The sequence below is a fragment of the Ensifer sp. VA4 genome, assembly GCF_055710065.1.
The window spans coordinates 182,193-200,125 of the sequence record NZ_JBVQPO010000001.1 but is presented as its reverse complement, the minus strand read 5'-3'; the positions used below and the strand labels follow the sequence as shown (position 1 = coordinate 200,125).

Below are 17,933 nucleotides of genomic sequence, written 5' to 3'. Positions count from 1 at the left end.
AGGATCATCATGTACAAGGCACCCGTCGACGAGATTGCGTTCACGCTGAAACACGTGGCAGGCATGGTCGACGCGCTGCAATCGGGCGCCCTTGGCGACCTCGGCGAGGACTTGGTCGATGCCATCCTTTCGGAAGCCGGCCGGTTCGCGACGGAAGAGGTCGCCCCCCTCGGCGATATCGGCGACCGTCAGGGCTCGCGCCTCGTCGGAGGCAACGTTCAGACGCCGGATGGCTGGCGTGACCTCTATCACAACTGGATCGGCGGCGGCTGGAATGGCCTGACGGCGCCGGAAGAATTCGGCGGCCAGAACCTGCCGCACATGCTGCATGTTGCCGCCATGGAAATGTGGAACGCCGGTTCCATGGCCTTTGCGCTCGGCCCGACGCTCACCATGGGCGCGATCGAGGCATTGGAGAAGCATGGCTCCGACGCGCTGAAGGCCACCTATCTGCCGAAGATGGTTTCCGGCGAATGGACCGGCACGATGAATCTGACCGAGCCGCATGCCGGCTCCGACCTCGGCGTGCTCAAGACCCGTGCCGAGCGCCGCGACGACGGCACCTACCGCATCTTCGGCCAGAAGATCTTCATCACCTGGGGTGAGCACGACTTCACCGACAATATCGTCCATCTGGTGCTGGCGCGGCTTCCCGATGCGCCGGCCGGCACCAAGGGCATCTCGCTCTTCCTGGTGCCGAAGTTCCTGGTCAAGACCGATGGTTCGCTCGGCGAACGCAACGATCTCTTCTGTCATTCGCTCGAGCACAAGCTCGGCATCCATGGCTCACCGACCTGCACGATGATCTATGGCGACGGCAAGTTCGGCGCCGAGAAGGGCGCGGTCGGTTACCTGATCGGCGAGGAGAATCGCGGCCTTGCCTGCATGTTCACCATGATGAACAACGCCCGGCTTGCCGTCGGCATGCAGGGTGTCGCCATTGCCGACGCCGCGACGCAGAAGGCGATCGCATTCGCCAAGGAGCGCACCCAGGGCAAGGCGCCGGGCTGGACCGGGCAGGGCATGAGTCCGATCATCGAGCATCCCGATGTCGCCCGCACGCTTCTGACGATGAAGGCGCTGACGCAAGGCTCGCGCGCGATCTCCTATGCCTGCGCCCATGCCGTCGACATGGCGCATGCGGCCGAAGGCGAGAAGGCGAAATACTGGCAGGAACGCTCCAGCCTGCTGACGCCGATTGCCAAGTCCTTTTCGACCGATGCCGGTGTCGACGTCGCCTCGATGGGCATCCAGGTCCATGGCGGCATGGGCTTCATCGAGGAAACGGGTGCGGCGCGCTACCTGCGCGATGCCCGCATCGCTCCGATCTACGAGGGCACCAACGGCATCCAGGCGATCGATCTCGTCACCCGCAAGCTGCCGCTTTCCGACGGCGCCCATGTTCGCGGCTTCATCGGCGAACTGCGCGAAATCGCGTCTGCCGTGCGCGCTTCGAATCGGAACGGTTTCGGCGAGACGGCTGCGCGTCTCGATGCGGCGCTGGATGACCTGTCGGCTGCGACCGAGTGGTTGATAGCGGCCGTCGCCGCCGGCAAGCTCGCCGAAGCATTGGCCGGCGCCACGGCCTATCAGCGCCTGTTCGGCCTGGCGCTGACCGGTGTCTATCTCGCAAAGGGTGGTCTGGCTGAAGTGAGCGATGCCAAGGAAGACCAGCGCATCGCGCTCTGCCGCTTCACGGCGGAAAACCTTCTGGCGGAAACCGCCGCGCTGAAGGATCGTGTCGTCAACGGCGCCGACAGCCTGGCCGTCGCCCGCGCCGTTCTGGCTTGAGGGGAATACCATGACCGACCACGTCCTCATCGAACGGCCGGAAGCCTATCCCGGCGTCCAGGTGATCCGCTTCAACCGGTCGGAGAAGAAGAACGCCATCACACGCGACATGTACGCGAAGATGACCAATGCGCTGACGGTCGCCTCAAGCGACCAGGCTGTGCGGGCCACCGCCTTCCTCGGCACCGATGGCTGCTTTTCCGCCGGCAACGACATGGCAGACTTCCTCGCCTTCGCCATGGGCGGCTCCATGGGCATGGAGGTGATCGAGTTCCTGAAGGCGCTGGCGACCGCCACCAAGCCTATCGTCTCGGGGGTCGACGGCCTGGCGATCGGCATCGGCACGACCATCCATCTCCATTGCGACCTGACGGTCTCGTCCGAGCGTTCCGTGTTCAAGACGCCCTTCGTCGATCTGGCGCTGGTGCCGGAAGCGGCTTCCAGCCTGATCGTGCCGCGCATCATGGGCCACCAGCGGGCCTTCGCGCTACTTGCCGCCGGCGAAGCTCTGACGGCCCGCGAGGCGCTGGAAGCCGGCTTGATCTGGAAGGTCGTTGCCCAGGATGCCGTCGAAGGTGAGGCGCTGGCGCTTGCCGCCCGTCTTGCCAAGAAGCCGCCGGAGGCGCTTCGCATCGCCCGCGACCTCGTCCGTGGCGACCGCAGCGACGTTCTGGCGCGCATCGACGAGGAAGCCAAGCACTTTGCCGCACAGTTGAAGAGCGCCGAGGCACGTGCGGCCTTTGAGGCCTTCATGCGCCGCTAAACAATCCAGGCTTCGTGCATGGGCGAGGCGGGTGCCGCTGTGCGCCCGTTTTCGTGTTCGGGGGCAACGTCCTAGCCGCGACTGGGTAAAGATCCCGTTGCCGCCGGCATCGCGAACTTGCATAAATCAATTTTAATTGCTTCTTAAATAGCGATCGGTAGCGTGCGGCGCGATAGGCCCATCCTCATTTCGAGGGCCCCAGCCGCATGAAGCATGGCTGGCTCCGCCTTCTGGCATGTTCAACGTTTTCCCGTAGACGTCAGCGCTTCGCCCTCCGGCGGACGATGGATGCTGCGCGAAAATCATCGAGAGCTCATGTCCGGCGGCAGTCGCCGGCATCCATTGGGAGCCCATCTTGTCCAAGCGATCGAACCTCATGACGCGCATCCTCGTCGCCGCGTCCTGTGTCGTCGTCGGCGCCTTTGCCGGCTTTTCCGTTTACATCGACACGCTGCAGCGTAGTACCACCACCAAGGCCGTCGAGGAGAACATTGCCTCCTCCGGCACGCAGGCCGCGCAGAGCGTTGCCAAGTGGCTGAACGGCCGCGTCACGCTGACCGCGATGGTCGCCGATGCCACCGGCCGCGCGGCCGATGACGGCGCCATCCAGCCAATCCTGAAGAACGACGTGCTGACCAGCGAATTCATGTCGACCTATGTCGGCAACGAGAGCGGCAAGTTCATCACCTGGCCGGACAATCCGATGCCGGCCGGCTACGACCCGCGCCAGCGTCCGTGGTACCAGCAGGCCGTCAAGGCCGACACTCGCGTTTTGACCGAGCCCTATGTCGACGCATCGACCGGTGCGCTCATCATCAGTGCGGCGGTGCCGGTCAAGCGTGACGGCAAGCTCTATGGCGTTGCCGCCAGCGACTTTTCGCTCGATACGCTGGTAGCGATGATCAAGGGCGTCGACGTCGGCGGCGAAGGCTTTGCCTTCCTCGCCAGCAAGGACGGCCAGATCCTCGTGCATCCGGATGCCAAGCTCGTCACCAAATCGCTCGCCGAGGCCTTCCCGATCGACACGCCGACGATCGGTGCGGGCATCATGAACACCGAACTCGGCGGCAAGCCGATGCTGGTGAGCTTCGTTCCGGTGCAGGGCCTTCCCTCGGTCGAATGGTATGTCGGCTTCGTCATCGACGCCGATGCCGCCTATTCGGCGATCGACAAGTTCCGCATCGCAGCCACCATTGCCACGATCCTTGCGGTCGGCGTGATGATCGTCTTCCTCGCGACCTTCCTCAGCCGTCTCGTCATCCGTCCGGTGACGGAGATGACCGGCGCGATGGAAAAGCTTGCTGCCGGCAATCACAACGTCGAAATCCCCGGCGAAGAGCGCCGCGACCAGATCGGTTCGATGGCCGCAGCCGTCGCCGTCTTCAAGGCGAACGCCGTCGAACGCGCCCGCCTCGAAAGCGAAGCGGATGCCAACCGGTCGTTGTCGGAACGCGAGCGGCTGGAGCGCGAAGCGCAGAAGGCACGGGATGCGGCCGAAATCCAGCAGGCCGTCGATGGCCTGGCAACCGGCCTCGGCCGTCTTGCCGACGGCGATCTCGCCTACCGGATCGACACCCCCTTCGCCGATCGCCTTGATCGCCTGCGCGCCGACTTCAACAACTCCGTCGCCAAGCTGCATGACACGCTGCGCGCCGTCGGTGCGAACGCCCGCGGCATCGACGCCGGCGCCTCCGAGATCCGCTCGGCCGCCGACGATCTCGCGCGCCGCACCGAGCAGCAGGCAGCCTCCGTTGAAGAGACCGCAGCCGCACTCGAAGAGATCACCACGACTGTCAAGGATTCCGCCCGCCGGGCCGAGGAAGTCGGTGCGCTCGTCGCCCGCACCCGGGCCGGTGCCGAGAAGTCCGGGGAAGTCGTTGCGAACGCCGTCGAAGCGATGCACGCGATCGAGAAGTCCTCCGGCGAGATCTCCAACATCATCGGCGTCATCGACGACATCGCCTTCCAGACGAACCTGCTTGCGCTGAACGCCGGCGTCGAGGCGGCCCGTGCCGGTGAAGCCGGCAAGGGTTTTGCCGTCGTCGCCCAGGAAGTGCGCGAACTCGCACAGCGTTCGGCCAATGCGGCGAAGGAAATCAAGGCGCTGATCACCACCTCGGGCAACCAGGTCAGGAACGGCGTGATGCTGGTCGGCGACACCGGCAAGGCGCTGGAGATGATCGTTGCCGAAGTCCAGGAGATCAACAAGCATGTGAGCGCGATCGTCACGGCAACGCGCGAACAGTCGACGGGTCTCCAGGAGATCAACACGGCGGTCAACACCATGGACCAGGGCACGCAGCAGAATGCGGCGATGGTGGAAGAGCAGACGGCGGCAAGCCACGGTCTTGCCTCCGAGGCCGCCTCGCTCAATGCATTGCTTGCCCAGTTCAACCTCGGCGAAACGCAGGGTGCTTATGCAGGGAGCGGTGCCCGTCGTCGCGCGGCCTGATGCCCTCGCCCTGGAGGCAGAACGCAGCAATAACAAAGGGATAAGGTCATTGCCGCGATTCAGTATGGCAATTGCTTCAAGCCTGACATGAGAAAGGCCCGGGAAACCGGGCCTTTCTCATTGATGTTCTTCGTTCGCCGCTTCTGTCATCCTCAGGCTCAACCCGTGACGGAGAAGATGAGCGATGTTCCCGGACAGCGATCAGACAGTAGGCCGGGCCTCCCGACCTTCTCTCATTTCTCCAGCGTCGCGACCGCCTCGACATGGGCCGACCAGAGGAACTGGTCGATCGGCGTCACCGAGGTGATCCGGTAGCCTGCGGCGGTAAGGATGGAAAGATCGCGTGCCAACGTGACCGGATTGCAGGACACGGCAGCGATTTTCCTGACGCCCGAGCGGGCGATCTCATGACACTGCGCCTCGGCGCCGGCGCGTGGTGGATCGAAGACGATCGCGTCATAGACCTTCAGTTCCTGCGCCATGACCGGACGGCGGAACAGGTCACGCTTCTCGACCGTCACCGGTTTCAGCCCCTGCGTGTTGCGCGCGGCGAAATCGAGCGCCTTCAGCGCCTTGTCGTCGCCTTCGACCGCGTGCACGCGCGCCTTGCGGGCGATGCGCAGCGCGAAGGTGCCGCAGCCGGCAAAGAGATCGGCGACGCGCTTGGCCTTGCCGAGGTGATCGAGCACCAGCTTCGCCATCGCCTCCTCGGCTTCGGCCGTTGCCTGCGTAAAGCTGCCAGGCGGCGGCGAAACGGAAACGCCGCCGAAATCGATCAACGGCTTCACCGGTTCGACGATGATCTCGCCATTGAGGCTGACGCGAGCGATGCCGCGGGTGCCGAGCACCGCTTCGACCGTGCGCCGACGTTCGCGGTCATCGAGCTTCTTGATGCCCTCGACGGCAAGGTCGAGGCCCGAAAGGGTCTCGAGCACCGTGATACGGAACGGCTCGGCGTTGACGGCCATGGCGGCGCCGATCCTGGCGATCGTTGCGAGCTTCGAGACGATGCCCGGGCTCGCGATCGGACATTCGGAGATCGCGACGATGTGATGGCTTTCCGCCTGATTGAAGCCGAGAAGCAGTTCCTTCTCGGTCTTGCGGGCGGTGAAGACCGCGCGGCGGCGCTGGCCGGGATGGGCGACGATCAGCGGCGCCACCTCCGGCTTCAGCCCTTTCGACTTCAAGGCAGCGATGACGAGATCGCGCTTGAACCCGTGATAGAGCGTGTCCGAGGCGTGCTGCATGGTGCAGCCACCGCAGGTGCCGTTGACACCGTCAGGCCCGAAGTGCCGGCAGGGCGGCTCGACGCGCTCGGCGGAAGGCTCCTTCAGCGAGATCAGGGTGCCGTGCGACTTGTTGACCGCCAGCGCCACGCTCTCGCCGGGCAGCGTGAAGGGCGCATAGATCGGCCCGTCAGGGCCTTCCGCAATACCGTCGCCCTGGGCGCCAAGGCGGCTGATGGTGACGGTCTCGGTGCTCATGGCTTTTTCCCCGCCAGCAGAAACTCCACATTGCCGTCGCCGCCGGCAATGGGCGAGGGGATGAGGCCGAGGCTCTGCCAGCCCATGTCCTCCACGAGCCAGCGCTCGAGTTCGGTAGCAACGGCCGGAGCGCTATCGGGATCCTTGAGCAGGCCGGCTTTGCTGATCGCGTCGCGACCCGCCTCGAATTGCGGCTTTACGAGCAGGATGCAGTGTGCGCCGGGAAGCGCCATGTCGAGCGCCGGAGGGAGAGCAAGCTTCAGCGAGATGAACGAGACATCCGAGACGACGAAGGTGACCTCGCGATCGTCAATGTCTTCGGGCGTCATCGCGCGCGCATTCAGACCCTCGATGCTGGTGACACGCTCGTCGTCGGCGATGCGTGGGTGGATTTGCCCATGGCCGACATCGACCGCCACGACATGCTCGGCGCCGCGCTTCAAGAGGACTTCGGTGAAGCCGCCCGTCGAGGCGCCGATATCGAGGCAGCTTTCGCCGGCGGGATCGAGCGCAAAGTGATCGAGGGCTGCGACAAGTTTTAGCGCCGCGCGGGAGACATAGTCCTGTGCCGGATCATCGATGGTGATCGTCACGCTCTCGGCAAACATCGACGATGGTTTGTTGACCGTGCGGCCATCGACCTTGACGGTGCCGCGCTGGATCGCGTCGCGGGCGCGGGCACGGCTGGCGACCAATCCTGTATTGAGCAGCAACTGGTCGAGACGGACCCGGTTTCTGTGTTCTTCATTCTGACGTTCTTCTGACATGCGTTTCTCATGGCGACTTGCCGTCGCAATGGCAAGCCCCTCGCGCTCGGAGCGCTGGCTCTGCTGCATGTTTCGTTTAATCGTAGCCGATTAAAGGACAAAAATATGCAGCGCTTCAAAGGTCGCTGTAGATCACGGATAAGTGCGGTTTGGAACATTACCGCTCATTTGGGGTTCGCTTCACATTGTCTCCAAGTTGCACGGCGAGTAGCCGAGCCAACAAACGGAAGAAGCGATGACCCGCAGCCAGAAACAGTGGTCCCGAGACGTCACGCGCCACAGCAACGCTCTCGAACTCGAACCTCATGTGTTCGAAAAGGATGAGGCGAAGGAGATCGCGGCGTCGCTGAAGCGCTCCGCCGACAGAAGCAGCAGGCGAAAGGCGGGGCCCTTTCGTTCGGCCATGTCGATGCTGACTTTCTATGTCAATCGCGCGGGCAAGAACCTGTCGGACGACAGGAAGAAAATTCTGGAAGACGCGAAAGATGAACTGCGTCGCGCTTACGGTCGGCGCCCCAAGGCGTGAGCGGTCTGCGCTTGCGTTGCTCTTTCCGGGCGGGTGGCGAGTTGGCGATCTTTGCGGTGATGGAACCATTTGCGCTTCGCATGGTTTGGTGGGCGGCTGCGCCCAAAGCCGCCGCGCACGGGCGTGCGCGACGAGGCGCGTACCGACCGATGAACCGTCGCCATCCCGGGCGACCTGCTCGGCTTGGATGGCGCGAGAAGGAGGATTCAATGGCAATTCGAGATCTTATCCCATGGAGCCGCGGGGACAACCTTCCCGCCTATCGCGACGACCCCTTCATGGCGTTCCGCCGGGAGATGGATCGGTTGTTCGATGATGCGTTCAGGGGCCTCGAAGGCGGACGGCTCTACAGCCGCCTGTACGGCACGACATGGCCGCGCGTCGAGGTCACGGATAGCGAGCGTGAAATCTGCATAACCGCGGAGATGCCCGGCATGGACGAGAAGGACATCGAAATCACCTTCGATGACGGGGCCATGGTTCTAAAGGGCGAGAAGCGGGAAGATATGGAATCCAAGGACAGGCGGTTTTCGGAGCGGTACTATGGCCGTTTCGAACGCCGGATACCGATCGGCACGGAGGTGCAGGACAACCAGATCCGCGCCAAATTCAAGAACGGCGTTCTCCAGGTGACGATGCCCAAGACCGAACGCGCTCAGTCCAAGGTTCGACGCATTCCCGTCGAGGCGGAAGCCGATGCGAACGCGTGAGGCTGAGAGCGGATTGAGAAAGGGATGGCGTGGACGCCAGGGAGGATAGCAATGTCGATTGCCCGCATTACCGAAATCTCATCAACATCGTCTGTCAGCTTCGAAGACGCGGTCAACTCCGGCATAACGCGCGCTTGCCAGACGCTGCGCGGCGTCAAGGCGGCCTGGGTGAAAGAGCAGGAGGTTGCGGTCGAAAACGGCGCTCCGGTTTCCTACAAGGTTATCCTGAAGGTGACCTTCGTGTTGGAAGATTAGCCGGCAGCGCCGATACCGATATCCTGCTTCTGGCCGAGCGCCTTGAAAACGGTCGAGACGATGCCGACGCGGTCGAGGCCGGCGGCGGCATACATCGCCTCTGGCTTGGCCTGTTCCATCCAGATGTCGGGCATGACCATGGGGCGCACCTTGAGGCCACCATCAAGCAGGCCGTCCTCGGCGAGAAACTGCAGCACATGGCTGGCGAAACCGCCGACGGCGCCTTCCTCGATGGTGATCAGCACCTCGTGGTGGCGGGCAAGCTGGCGGATGAGGTCGTGGTCGAGGGGCTTCGCGAAGCGCGCATCGGCGACCGTGGTCGAAAGACCGGCGGCGTCGAGATCTTCGGCCGCCATCAGACAGTCGGCGAGACGGGTACCGAAGGAGAGAAGGGCCACCTTCGATCCCTGCTTGACGATGCGGCCCTTGCCGATCTCCAGGATCTGGCCGCGCTCCGGCATTTCGACGCCGACGCCTTCGCCGCGCGGATAGCGGAAAGAGATCGGGCCGGCGTCATAGGCGGCGGCGGTGCGCACCATGTGCTTCAATTCCGCCTCGTCGGCGGCTGCCATCACCACGAAACCGGGAAGCGTCGCGAGATAGGTCGTGTCGAACGAACCCGCATGGGTCGGTCCGTCGGCGCCGACGAAACCGGCGCGGTCGATCGGGAAGCGCACGGGTAGGCCCTGGATCGCCACGTCATGCACCACCTGGTCATAGCCGCGCTGCAGAAAGGTCGAGTAGATGGCCGCGAATGGCTTGTAGCCCTCGGCGGCGAGGCCGGCGGCGAAGGTCACCGCATGCTGTTCGGCAATGCCGACGTCGAAACAGCGGGACGGATGGACCTTGGCGAACCTGTCGAGACCGGTGCCGGTAGGCATGGCGGCGGTGACCGCGACGATTTTGTCGTCGAGGCTTGCTTCCTGCGTCAGCGCATCGGCAAAGACGGCGGTATAGGCGGGCGCATTCGGCTTGGCCTTCGCCTGGGCCCCGGTGATGACGTCGAATTTGTTGACACCGTGATACTTGTCGGCGGCGGCTTCCGCCGGCGGATAGCCCTTGCCCTTCTGCGTCACCACATGGATCAGCACAGGACCCTTGGCGTTATCGCGCACGTTGCGCAGCACCGGCAGCAGATGGTCGAAGGAATGTCCGTCGATCGGGCCGATGTGGTAGAAGCCCATCTCCTCGAAGAGCGTGCCGCCGGTGACGTAGCCGCGGGCATGCTCGACCGCGCGGGTGATCGCCCGGTCGACGGTCTTGCCGAGATAGGCGGTCAGCTTCTTGCCGACCTCGCGGATGCCCATATAGGTGCGGCCGGAGGCGAGGCGCGCCAGATAGGCGCTCATCGCGCCGGTCGGCGGCGCGATCGACATGTCGTTGTCGTTGAGGATGACGATCAGCCGCGCGTCGAGCGCGCCGGCATTGTTCAGCGCCTCATAGGCCATGCCGGCCGACAGCGCACCGTCGCCGATGACGGCGATGACGTTGCGGTTCTTGCCGTCGAGATCGGCGGCAACGGCCATGCCGAGGCCGGCGGAAATCGACGTCGAGGAATGGGCGGCGCCGAAGGGATCGTATTCGCTCTCGGCGCGACGGGTGAAGCCCGAAAGGCCGCCTTCCTGGCGAAGCGTGCGGATGCGGTCACGGCGGCCGGTCAGGATCTTGTGCGGGTAACACTGGTGGCCGACGTCGAAGATCAGTCGGTCATGCGGCGTGTTGAACACCTTGTGGATGGCGATCGTCAGTTCGACGACGCCGAGGCCCGCGCCGAGGTGGCCGCCGGTACGCGACACCGCGTCGATCATCTCCGCCCGGACTTCTCCGGCAAGCTGCGGCAGGTCCTTGTCGTCGATCTTCTTCAGATCGTCGGGGAAGGTCACCTTATCGAGCAAGGGAGTAGCCGGCATCGGATTGGTTGGCAGTTGTGTCACGCTGCATGCCTCATGCGCGCCGCGGGATCAGGCGCGCGATAGTTAGTGGTACCGTCGAAGCGGCTCTTTAGACGCAATCGTTGCTGAATGCAAAATTAGGCGTTCCTGCGTCGTCGACCAAGAGACTAGCGCATGATTCTGTGAATCGAAATCGATTCAAGCGGGATGAGGCAATGTTGCGCGGTTTTATGCACTCATCCCGCCTCTACTTTTGGTCGAAATCAGCCTTCGGGCAGCGGAATGAATTCTTCCTCGTCGCCGGGCACGACGTCGAAGCGGCCGGTGCGCCATTCCTCCTTCGCCTTGTCGATGCGCTCCTTGGACGAGGAAACGAAGTTCCACCAGATGTGGCGGGCCGAACCGAGCGCGGCACCACCGAAGAGCATGACGTGACAGCCCTCAGGCCCGGCGGTAACGGTGATCTCGTCGCCCGGGCGGAAGACGAGCAACTGGTTTTCGGCGAAATGGTCACCGGCGATGATCGCCTCGCCGGAGAGAATATAGAGCGCACGCTCTTCCCACTGCGCGGCGAAGGGGGCGCTTTTGCCTGGCGCGATGTTGAGATCGACGTAGATGGTGTCGGTGAAGACCGAGACGGGCGACTTGGCGCCCTCAAAATTGCCGATCACCACCCGCGCCTTGATGCCGTCGTCGCTCATATGCGGCAGCGCCCGCTCCTCGGTGTGGCTGAAGATCGGGTCGATCTCTTCCTTGTGGTCGGGCAGCGCCAGCCAGGTTTGCAGACCCGAGATCGAGCGCGCATGGCCGCGCTGGTTTTCAGGAGAACGCTCGGAATGCACGATGCCGCGGCCGGCGGTCATCAGGTTGACGTCGCCGGGGCGGATGACCATCTCGGTGCCGAGGCTGTCGCGGTGCTTGATCTCGCCGTCGAAGAGATAGGTGACCGTCGAAAGGCCGATATGGGGGTGCGGGCGCACGTCGATCGCTTCGCCGGCCCGCAGCAGCGCCGGTCCCATCCGGTCGAAGAAGATGAAGGGTCCGACGAGGCGGCGCTTCGCCGTCGGCAAAGCCCGGCGAACCTGCAGTCCGCCGATATCGCTGGTGCGCGGAACGATCAGATGTTCGATGGCGTCGCAGGCGGGCTTGTCGCCGGCCAATGGATCGGGGCCTGGAAAGAAGGACATGCGCGTGCTCCCGTTTTTTGCTGTCGCATCAATAACTAACGCCTGTAATCTGAGGCGGCTAGAGACCATGCCGATACGCAGCGTTTCCACGGGGCGATCAATGTCCTTAGGGCGCCATGCGTTCAAATGAACGCATGAAGAACGCTCCAGCGCATTGATGGCTTAGTCGGCGTCGAGCGGCTCCACGCCCTGCGGCTTGCCGGCGCGGTCGAGCCGGATTTTTTCGATGCGGTCTTCAGCGGCCTTCAAGAGCGCCTCGCAATGCTTCTTCAGCGCCTCGCCGCGCTCGTAGATCTCGATCGACTTGTCGAGCGCCACGTCGCCGCGTTCCAGCGCCGAGACGATCCGCTCCAGTTCCTCGACGGCCTGCTCGAAGGAGAGGGTGGAAACGTCCGGTTGCGTGGTGGTGTTCATGGTTACCCTCTCATCAGTCTCAGAATGTGCAGGCCGGCCGATTCGGCCAGGCCCTGAAGGTCATAGCCGCCTTCGAGCAGGCTGACCATGCGGTTGCCGGCGCTGCGATCGGCGATCTCGTGCAGGCGTCCGGTGGCCCAGTCGAAATCCTCGGCGACGAGATTGATCTGCGCCAGGGGATCGCGGTGATGCGCGTCGAAGCCGGCCGAGATCAGGATGAAGTCCGGCCGGAAATTGGTGAGTGCCGAAAGCACGCGGCTGCGGAATGCCTCGCGGAAGTGCTCGCTGCCGTTGTTCGGCGAGAGTGGCGCGTTGACGATGTTGCCTTTGACGCCTGTCTCGTCCTTGGCGCCGGTACCGGGATAAAGCGGCATCTGGTGCGTCGAGCAGAAGAGCACCGACGGATCGTTCCAGAAGATGTCCTGGGTGCCGTTGCCGTGGTGCACGTCCCAGTCGACGATCGCGACGCGCTCGGCGCCGTGAACCTTTTGGGCATATCGGGCGGCAATCGCCACCGTGTTGAAAAAACAGAAGCCCATCGCCTTGTTCTTCTCGGCGTGGTGGCCCGGTGGCCGCGCCGCCACGAAGGCGTTGTCGGTCTCGCCGGTAAAGACCGCATCGACCGCCGCAACCGCCCCGCCGATGCCGGTCAGCGCCGCCTCCAGGCTCAACGGGCTCGCATAGGTATCCGCCTCGAAATGGTTGAGGCCTTCGTCCGGAATGGCGCGCCGGACGGCGGTCAGATGCTCTTCGGGATGGGCCAGCAGGACGAGGTCTTCGCTCGCCTTTTTCGCTTCGATCCGCTTGAGATCGGCGAAATTCGGATGTTCGAGCGCAATGTTCAGCGCCTTCAGCCGGTCCGGCCGCTCGGGATGTCCCTTCGGAACCTCGTGTTCCAGGAAGACCGGATTTTCGTAGAGGAACGTGGTCATGCCGGGAAACTAGTGCTGTAACCTGCCAAGGTCCATGGCGAGGCGGCGGAAAGGCGGAATTTTCAACAGCGCGGATCGAGCAGCAGCTTGCCGTCGCGGCTGGAATCCGCCTGATGCGTCAGTGCCGCATCGAGCCTGCACAGGGGATGGATCTCCGCGATGCGGCTCCTGAAGAGGCCGCTCCGCAAGCCTTCGAAACTCTTCGCAAAAGCGGCCTCGATCGCTGCACGGCCCGCCGAATGCACCCAGGTGCGCAGCCACAGGAAGGAGAAGCGGATGTCCGGCCGTGCCTGGATCGCCCCCTGCGGGACCGGCACGTTGCTCAGCGCGCCATACTGGACGAAGGCGCCGCCGGGTTTGAGCGTTCGCAGGATGAGGTCGCCGGCGAAAGGACCGCCGACAGCATCGATGATCGCGTCGAAGCGGAGATCCGGCAGGCGCTGTTCGTCTCCAAGCGCGATCTGGCCGGGAACTTCACGCGCGAGCCGCTCGGCGCTGCGCTCGGTGCGAACGATGCCGGTGGCCTCCGCCCCTTCGCCGGCAAGCAGCTTCATCAGCATGCCGCCAATTGCGGATCCGGCGGCCGTGACGCCGATGCGGCGCCCCTCGAGCGAACCGAAATGAGCGTGCAGTGCCTCGATCAACTGCAGCGCCGTCAGCGGGTTGACGTAGCAGGTCGCCGCGTCGGTCTCGCTGATGTCGTCGGGCAGGGCGAAGCACCATTCGGCCGGCCTGATCAGGTACTCCTGCCAAAGACCGCTGGCGCCGATCGGGACCACGCGGTCGCCGGGTTTCAGCGACATGACGCCAGGACCGACGCGCGTCACCGTGCCGAAGCCTTCGAAGCCCGGCACGAAGGGCAGGCTGGTGCGGGCGCTATAGGCGCCGGTCACCGGGATGAGATCGGATGGGTTGATGGCGGCCAGCGCCACCGCCACCTCGACTTCCCCCGATCCCGGCGTGCCGCGCTCTGCATCGACCAGCGCAATCACTTGCCGGGGGTCGCCGAACTGTCTAACGAGGGTGGAGCGCATCGTCAGGGAGCCTCGCATGGACGGCAGGGAACTGGAGAACGTCACGGAAATTCGCATTCCGTTTCGCGATATAGACATGCACGGCCATATGCACAATGCCGCCTACTACGCCCACGCCGAAGCCGCTCTCTCCAGTTTGTGGCGTCATCGCCCGCATGTGGTGAACGAACCGAGCTATCTCGTGCGCCGCTCCGCTTGCGTCTATCACCGCGGCCTGCGCTACGACGAGCCGGCCCGCTTCACCGTCAACGTGGCGAAGATCGGCGGCAGCTCGATCAGCTTTGCCGTCAAGGTCGAAGCCCGCGGTCAACTCGCGGCGGAAGTCGAGGTCGTCTGGGTGGCGGTCGATCCGCAACGGCACACGCCGCTGCCGCTGCCGACCATGACGCGGGAATGGCTGGCGGCTTATTCTGTCTAGCCAACGACATTCCGCGAAAGGTGCGAGGCGATTGCCGCTCGCAATCGCGTGCATTCAAACCGCCCGAAACAGCGCGACGACACCCATCCCGCCGCCAACGCCCATCATCGCCAGCCCCTCAGTACCCGATGGCGCCGTCAACATCTGCGAGAAGAGCCGGACGGTGAGGATCGCCCCCGAGGCGCCATAGGGATGGCCAAGCGCGATGGCGCCGCCATCGAGGTTGACCCTCTCCGCCGGAATGTCGAGCTGGTCGAGGCTGCCGAGCACCTGCGAAGCGAAGGCCTCGTTGAATTCGATGAGATCGACCTTTGCCGGATCGAGCGCAGGCTGTCGCGCTTTCAGCTTCTGCATTGCCGGAACCGGGCCGAGGCCGAGCAGGTTGGGATCGACGCCCGCCGTTGCCGCATCGACGAATTCGAGCGCGAAGGGCGCGCCAAGTCGCTGCGCTTCGGCAAGGCTCGTCACCAACGCGACGGCCGCGCCGTCGTTGATCGGGCAGGCATTGCCGGCCGTCACCGTGCCGCCCTCGACGAAGACCGGCTTCAGCCGCTGCAGCGTTTCCATCGACGCATTGGGTCGTGGGCATTCGTCCCGTGACACGACGCTAGCCGCCGTCTCGATCGGCACGATTTCGCGGAGGAAACCGCCGGCAAGCTCGGCTCTAATGGCGCGGCGATGGCTTTGAAGCGCAAAGCTGTCCTGCCGTTCGCGAGAAATGCCGCAGGCCACCGCAACATTCTCGGCGGCGACGCCCATGTCCGGATCGCCGATCTCGTCCGGCGCCATGCGGGCGCGCTTGACCGGGGCAAGTTCGCCGCCACGCTCCAGCGGCGGCCTCAGGCGGATATGCGCGCGGCTGGCGCTCTCGGTGCCGCCGGCGAGATAAAATCGTCCCGCGCCGGCCTGGATCATGCGCGCCGCAAGCGTGATCGCTTCCAGCCCCGATCCGCATTGGCGATCGACGGTGACGCCCGGTGTCGAAACCGGCAGGCCTGCTTCGAGCGCTGCGAGCCGGGCGAGATTGCCGGCGCTGTTGGCGGCGTTGCCGAGAATGACGTCGTCGATATCGGTCGCTGCCAGCCCGACATCCGCAACAAGGCGGGTAATCAGCGCTGCCGCCAGCCGTGACGGCTCGACATCGCGAAGCGTGCCATTGACGCGGCCGATCGGCGTTCTGAGTGCCGCGATTATTACCGGCACGCGCGATGGATCAGTCGATGCGTTCGAGGCCATCGTTTTCGTCCGAGATCCATTGTCTGAGTAGGCCGGCCGCCACCTTGCCCGAGCGCGTCATCGGCATCTTCCGGCAGAGCCAGAGGCGACGCGGATGTTTATAGCGGGGCAGGTGGGCGGCAAGATGGCGACCGAGCGCTTCCCGGTCGAACGCGCTGCCTTCCGGCTCGATGACGGCAACGAGTTCACTGCCGAGATCCGGATGATCCAGTCCGAGGACGACGGCGGCATGTACGCCGGGATGCGCGGTCAGCGTCGTTTCCACCTCTTGCGGATAGATATTGTTGCCGCCTGAAAGCACCATGCCGCCGGCGCGGCCGAGCAGGTGAAGCGTGCCGTCTTCATCGAGAAAGCCGAGATCGCCGACCGTCGCAAGCCGACCAAGGCGACGAAAGCCGGCGCCATCGGCGTCGCCGACATAGCCGTCGGAGACGAGTGTACTATCGACGAAGATCGTTCCCGTTTCGCCTGCGGGCACTTCGTCCCCCGTATCATTGCGAATGCTGAGCGTGACGCCGGGAAAGGCGCGGCCGACGGCGGTGGCCGAAGCGGTGTCGTTCTGCGAGGCGACGCTGATAAAGCCCAGTTCCGAGGCGCCGTAATATTCGATGACGGCAGCCGCCGGAAAGGCAATGGCGGCGTCGGCTCGATCGCCGGTCGTCAGCTTTGAACCGGCGACGGTGATCTGTGTGACGGATGCGCATGGATTGCCGCCTGCGGCGGCGCAAAGCCGCCGCAGCATCGTCGGCACGAGAACCAGGCGCTTCACTGCCCCCGCTTCGATGAGGCGCAGCGATCGCGCGTCGAAGTGCGCGGTGCCGATGAATTCGGCGCCGGCGACGAGCGTTTCGGCCAGCGCATAGAGCGTCAGCCCGTGTGCCAGCGGGCCGGGGGCGAATGTGCGGGTCTCACTGTCTATGCCGAAGAAGCGTTCGCTGGTCGCGAGGCTTCGCCGCCATGAACCGCGATCGCGGATGATCGCTTTCGGCGTGCCCGTCGTTCCGGATGTGAAGACGATCAGAAATGGCTCGGTACCGGCGCCGGCTGCAAGCGGCGCTCGCTCATTGCCATCGGTCTCGCGGAGGGATCGCATCTCGCCGCTTGCCGGGGCCTGCAGAGACAAGCCGGCGCCATTGGCGCTGATGACGAGATCGGGAGACAGGCGATCGCGCATGGCCTCTCGGGTTGAGGCCGGCAGATGCGGATCGATCAGCGCGACGCAGTGGCCGTTACTGGTGGCGGCGAGAAAGGCGGCAGCGAAAAGCGGATGATTGCCGGCTTCCAGCGCGATCAGCCGCGAGCGGTTGCCAAGTACGCTGCGGTGCAAGGTGCTCCCGGCCAGTTCGTCGAATGCTGCAACAAGCTGTCCGGCCAGGCGTTGCAATTCGCCATAAGTGAAGACCCGGCCCTCGATTTGGAAGGCCGGGCTGTGCGGATGTTCGTCCGCATGGCGATTGACCGCGGCGGCAAACGGCATCGGCTCAGGTGCGAGCCGGCAGCAGCGGGTAGCCGGCATAGACCGCGCGCGCGGCAAGTGTCGCGATCGCAGCCTTCAAGAGGTCGCCTGGGATGAAGGCGAGCGAACCGGTGGCGACCGTCAGGAGCGGCGTGCCGGTAACCACTGACACCCAGGGCATGCCGATCGCATAGAGCACGACGATGCCGCCGAGAACGGAGGCAAGGAAGAAGCCGATGAACTGGCGCGTCTCCGCCTGGCCCTCGCGCACCATGCGCTCGGCAATGAGGCCGGTGACGAAAGCAGCGACGACCCAGCCGATGATGAAGCCGCCGGACGGCCCGGCGATCGCGGCGAGGCCACCGCGCCCACCCGAAAGCACCGGCAGGCCGATGACGACCAGAAGCAGGAACAAGAGGAAGGCAAGCGCGCCGCGCTTGGCTCCGAGAATGCAGCCGGCGAGCATGACACCCATCGACTGTGCGGTGATCGGCACGGGAATGAAGCCGAGCGTAATCGGCGGGATGAGGCCGAGCACGACGACGATCGCGGCGAAGAGGGCGATGAGGACGAGGTCTCTGGTATTCATGCAGGTCCGGTTCCCTTGTGTATTAGT

The 17,933-nt window shown here is 64.4% G+C and carries 17 protein-coding genes; 7 read left to right on the top strand and 10 right to left on the bottom strand.

The features are described 5' to 3' along the window. Positions 1–9: 9 nt before the first annotated feature. From AC0C6X_RS01025 to mcpU, 3 genes are all read left to right on the top strand, one after another. The gene (locus AC0C6X_RS01025; RefSeq protein ID WP_472951413.1) at positions 10–1,791 is read left to right on the top strand and encodes an acyl-CoA dehydrogenase; all 1,782 of its coding nucleotides are present in this window, start codon (positions 10–12) and stop codon (positions 1,789–1,791) included. Positions 1,792–1,801: 10 nt separating this feature from the next. Next, positions 1,802–2,554 (top strand): crotonase/enoyl-CoA hydratase family protein, encoded by a 753-nt coding sequence (locus tag AC0C6X_RS01020; protein ID WP_472951411.1) that lies wholly within the window; start codon positions 1,802–1,804, stop codon positions 2,552–2,554. Positions 2,555–2,909: 355 nt separating this feature from the next. Further along, positions 2,910–5,006 carry a methyl-accepting chemotaxis protein McpU gene (gene mcpU, locus AC0C6X_RS01015; protein ID WP_472951409.1) on the top strand — a complete coding sequence of 699 codons (2,097 nt, stop codon included), beginning with the start codon at positions 2,910–2,912 and terminating at the stop codon, positions 5,004–5,006. A 233-nt stretch (positions 5,007–5,239) separates the two neighbouring features. Here the strand turns inward: mcpU and AC0C6X_RS01010 are convergent, their stop codons facing one another. Both AC0C6X_RS01010 and AC0C6X_RS01005 read right to left on the bottom strand, forming a co-directional pair. After that, positions 5,240–6,490 carry a class I SAM-dependent RNA methyltransferase gene (locus AC0C6X_RS01010; protein WP_472951407.1) on the bottom strand — a complete coding sequence of 417 codons (1,251 nt, stop codon included), beginning with the start codon at positions 6,488–6,490 and terminating at the stop codon, positions 5,240–5,242. Then, positions 6,487–7,257, bottom strand: coding sequence for a TlyA family RNA methyltransferase (locus AC0C6X_RS01005; RefSeq protein ID WP_472951405.1), 771 nt, complete (start codon positions 7,255–7,257; stop codon positions 6,487–6,489). The genes AC0C6X_RS01010 and AC0C6X_RS01005 overlap by 4 nt, the downstream gene beginning before the upstream one ends. A gap of 235 nt (positions 7,258–7,492) precedes the next feature. Between AC0C6X_RS01005 and AC0C6X_RS01000 the strand changes: the two genes are divergently transcribed. The 3 genes from AC0C6X_RS01000 (at position 7,493) to AC0C6X_RS00990 (ending at position 8,748) form a co-directional block, all read left to right on the top strand. Next, positions 7,493–7,783, top strand: coding sequence for a DUF3175 domain-containing protein (locus AC0C6X_RS01000; RefSeq protein ID WP_247957987.1), 291 nt, complete (start codon positions 7,493–7,495; stop codon positions 7,781–7,783). Between the two features lie 209 nt (positions 7,784–7,992). Further along, entirely contained in the window at positions 7,993–8,493 is a 501-nt protein-coding gene (locus tag AC0C6X_RS00995; protein WP_472951403.1) for an Hsp20/alpha crystallin family protein, read from the top strand. A 51-nt stretch (positions 8,494–8,544) separates the two neighbouring features. Beyond that, positions 8,545–8,748: a dodecin family protein gene (locus AC0C6X_RS00990; protein ID WP_173515806.1), complete on the top strand. Its 204-nt coding sequence runs from the start codon at positions 8,545–8,547 to the stop codon at positions 8,746–8,748. Here the strand turns inward: AC0C6X_RS00990 and dxs are convergent. The 5 genes from dxs to AC0C6X_RS00965 all read right to left on the bottom strand — a co-directional run bounded on the left by dxs (position 8,745) and on the right by AC0C6X_RS00965 (position 14,207). Beyond that, positions 8,745–10,658 (bottom strand): 1-deoxy-D-xylulose-5-phosphate synthase, encoded by a 1,914-nt coding sequence (gene dxs, locus AC0C6X_RS00985; RefSeq protein ID WP_472951830.1) that lies wholly within the window; start codon positions 10,656–10,658, stop codon positions 8,745–8,747. The genes AC0C6X_RS00990 and dxs overlap by 4 nt on opposite strands. Before the next feature lie 245 nt (positions 10,659–10,903). Further along, positions 10,904–11,827 carry a pirin family protein gene (locus AC0C6X_RS00980; protein WP_173515808.1) on the bottom strand — a complete coding sequence of 308 codons (924 nt, stop codon included), beginning with the start codon at positions 11,825–11,827 and terminating at the stop codon, positions 10,904–10,906. Between the two features lie 162 nt (positions 11,828–11,989). Continuing rightward, on the bottom strand, positions 11,990–12,241 hold the full coding sequence (locus AC0C6X_RS00975; protein ID WP_173515809.1) for an exodeoxyribonuclease VII small subunit: 252 nt from the start codon (positions 12,239–12,241) through the stop codon (positions 11,990–11,992). A 2-nt stretch (positions 12,242–12,243) separates the two neighbouring features. Then, positions 12,244–13,173, bottom strand: a complete 930-nt coding sequence (locus tag AC0C6X_RS00970; RefSeq protein WP_472951400.1) for a histone deacetylase family protein — start codon at positions 13,171–13,173, stop codon at positions 12,244–12,246. 62 nt (positions 13,174–13,235) lie between these two features. Further along, a complete protein-coding gene (locus tag AC0C6X_RS00965) occupies positions 13,236–14,207 on the bottom strand; it encodes a zinc-dependent alcohol dehydrogenase family protein (protein WP_472951398.1) in 972 nt (323 codons plus the stop codon). A gap of 16 nt (positions 14,208–14,223) precedes the next feature. Between AC0C6X_RS00965 and AC0C6X_RS00960 the strand changes: the two genes are divergently transcribed. Further along, a complete protein-coding gene (locus AC0C6X_RS00960) occupies positions 14,224–14,625 on the top strand; it encodes an acyl-CoA thioesterase (RefSeq protein ID WP_173515812.1) in 402 nt (133 codons plus the stop codon). A gap of 54 nt (positions 14,626–14,679) precedes the next feature. Here the strand turns inward: AC0C6X_RS00960 and AC0C6X_RS00955 are convergent, their stop codons facing one another. From AC0C6X_RS00955 to AC0C6X_RS00945, 3 genes are read right to left on the bottom strand one after another with little or no spacing between them, the layout of a single operon-like run. Then, a complete protein-coding gene (locus tag AC0C6X_RS00955) occupies positions 14,680–15,861 on the bottom strand; it encodes a thiolase family protein (RefSeq protein ID WP_247957984.1) in 1,182 nt (393 codons plus the stop codon). Beyond that, positions 15,839–17,338, bottom strand: a complete 1,500-nt coding sequence (locus tag AC0C6X_RS00950; RefSeq protein WP_472951395.1) for a class I adenylate-forming enzyme family protein — start codon at positions 17,336–17,338, stop codon at positions 15,839–15,841. The genes AC0C6X_RS00955 and AC0C6X_RS00950 overlap by 23 nt, the downstream gene beginning before the upstream one ends. A 4-nt stretch (positions 17,339–17,342) precedes the next feature. Next, positions 17,343–17,906 (bottom strand): biotin transporter BioY, encoded by a 564-nt coding sequence (locus AC0C6X_RS00945; protein ID WP_472951393.1) that lies wholly within the window; start codon positions 17,904–17,906, stop codon positions 17,343–17,345. Between the last annotated feature and the right edge of the window lie 27 nt (positions 17,907–17,933).

What these genes read in the sequence shown, in the direction of transcription:
- AC0C6X_RS01025 (WP_472951413.1), top strand. Translation starts at nt 10, where the DNA reads ATGTACAAGGCACCCGTCGACGAGATTGCGTTCACGCTGAAACACGTG.
- AC0C6X_RS01020 (WP_472951411.1), top strand. Translation starts at nt 1,802, where the DNA reads ATGACCGACCACGTCCTCATCGAACGGCCGGAAGCCTATCCCGGCGTC.
- AC0C6X_RS01010 (WP_472951407.1), bottom strand. Translation starts at nt 6,490, where the DNA reads ATGAGCACCGAGACCGTCACCATCAGCCGCCTTGGCGCCCAGGGCGAC.
- AC0C6X_RS01005 (WP_472951405.1), bottom strand. Translation starts at nt 7,257, where the DNA reads ATGTCAGAAGAACGTCAGAATGAAGAACACAGAAACCGGGTCCGTCTC.
- AC0C6X_RS01000 (WP_247957987.1), top strand. Translation starts at nt 7,493, where the DNA reads ATGACCCGCAGCCAGAAACAGTGGTCCCGAGACGTCACGCGCCACAGC.
- AC0C6X_RS00995 (WP_472951403.1), top strand. Translation starts at nt 7,993, where the DNA reads ATGGCAATTCGAGATCTTATCCCATGGAGCCGCGGGGACAACCTTCCC.
- AC0C6X_RS00990 (WP_173515806.1), top strand. Translation starts at nt 8,545, where the DNA reads ATGTCGATTGCCCGCATTACCGAAATCTCATCAACATCGTCTGTCAGC.
- dxs (WP_472951830.1), bottom strand. Translation starts at nt 10,658, where the DNA reads ATGCCGGCTACTCCCTTGCTCGATAAGGTGACCTTCCCCGACGATCTG.
- AC0C6X_RS00980 (WP_173515808.1), bottom strand. Translation starts at nt 11,827, where the DNA reads ATGTCCTTCTTTCCAGGCCCCGATCCATTGGCCGGCGACAAGCCCGCC.
- AC0C6X_RS00975 (WP_173515809.1), bottom strand. Translation starts at nt 12,241, where the DNA reads ATGAACACCACCACGCAACCGGACGTTTCCACCCTCTCCTTCGAGCAG.
- AC0C6X_RS00970 (WP_472951400.1), bottom strand. Translation starts at nt 13,173, where the DNA reads ATGACCACGTTCCTCTACGAAAATCCGGTCTTCCTGGAACACGAGGTT.
- AC0C6X_RS00965 (WP_472951398.1), bottom strand. Translation starts at nt 14,207, where the DNA reads ATGCGCTCCACCCTCGTTAGACAGTTCGGCGACCCCCGGCAAGTGATT.
- AC0C6X_RS00960 (WP_173515812.1), top strand. Translation starts at nt 14,224, where the DNA reads ATGGACGGCAGGGAACTGGAGAACGTCACGGAAATTCGCATTCCGTTT.
- AC0C6X_RS00955 (WP_247957984.1), bottom strand. Translation starts at nt 15,861, where the DNA reads ATGGCCTCGAACGCATCGACTGATCCATCGCGCGTGCCGGTAATAATC.
- AC0C6X_RS00950 (WP_472951395.1), bottom strand. Translation starts at nt 17,338, where the DNA reads ATGCCGTTTGCCGCCGCGGTCAATCGCCATGCGGACGAACATCCGCAC.
- AC0C6X_RS00945 (WP_472951393.1), bottom strand. Translation starts at nt 17,906, where the DNA reads ATGAATACCAGAGACCTCGTCCTCATCGCCCTCTTCGCCGCGATCGTC.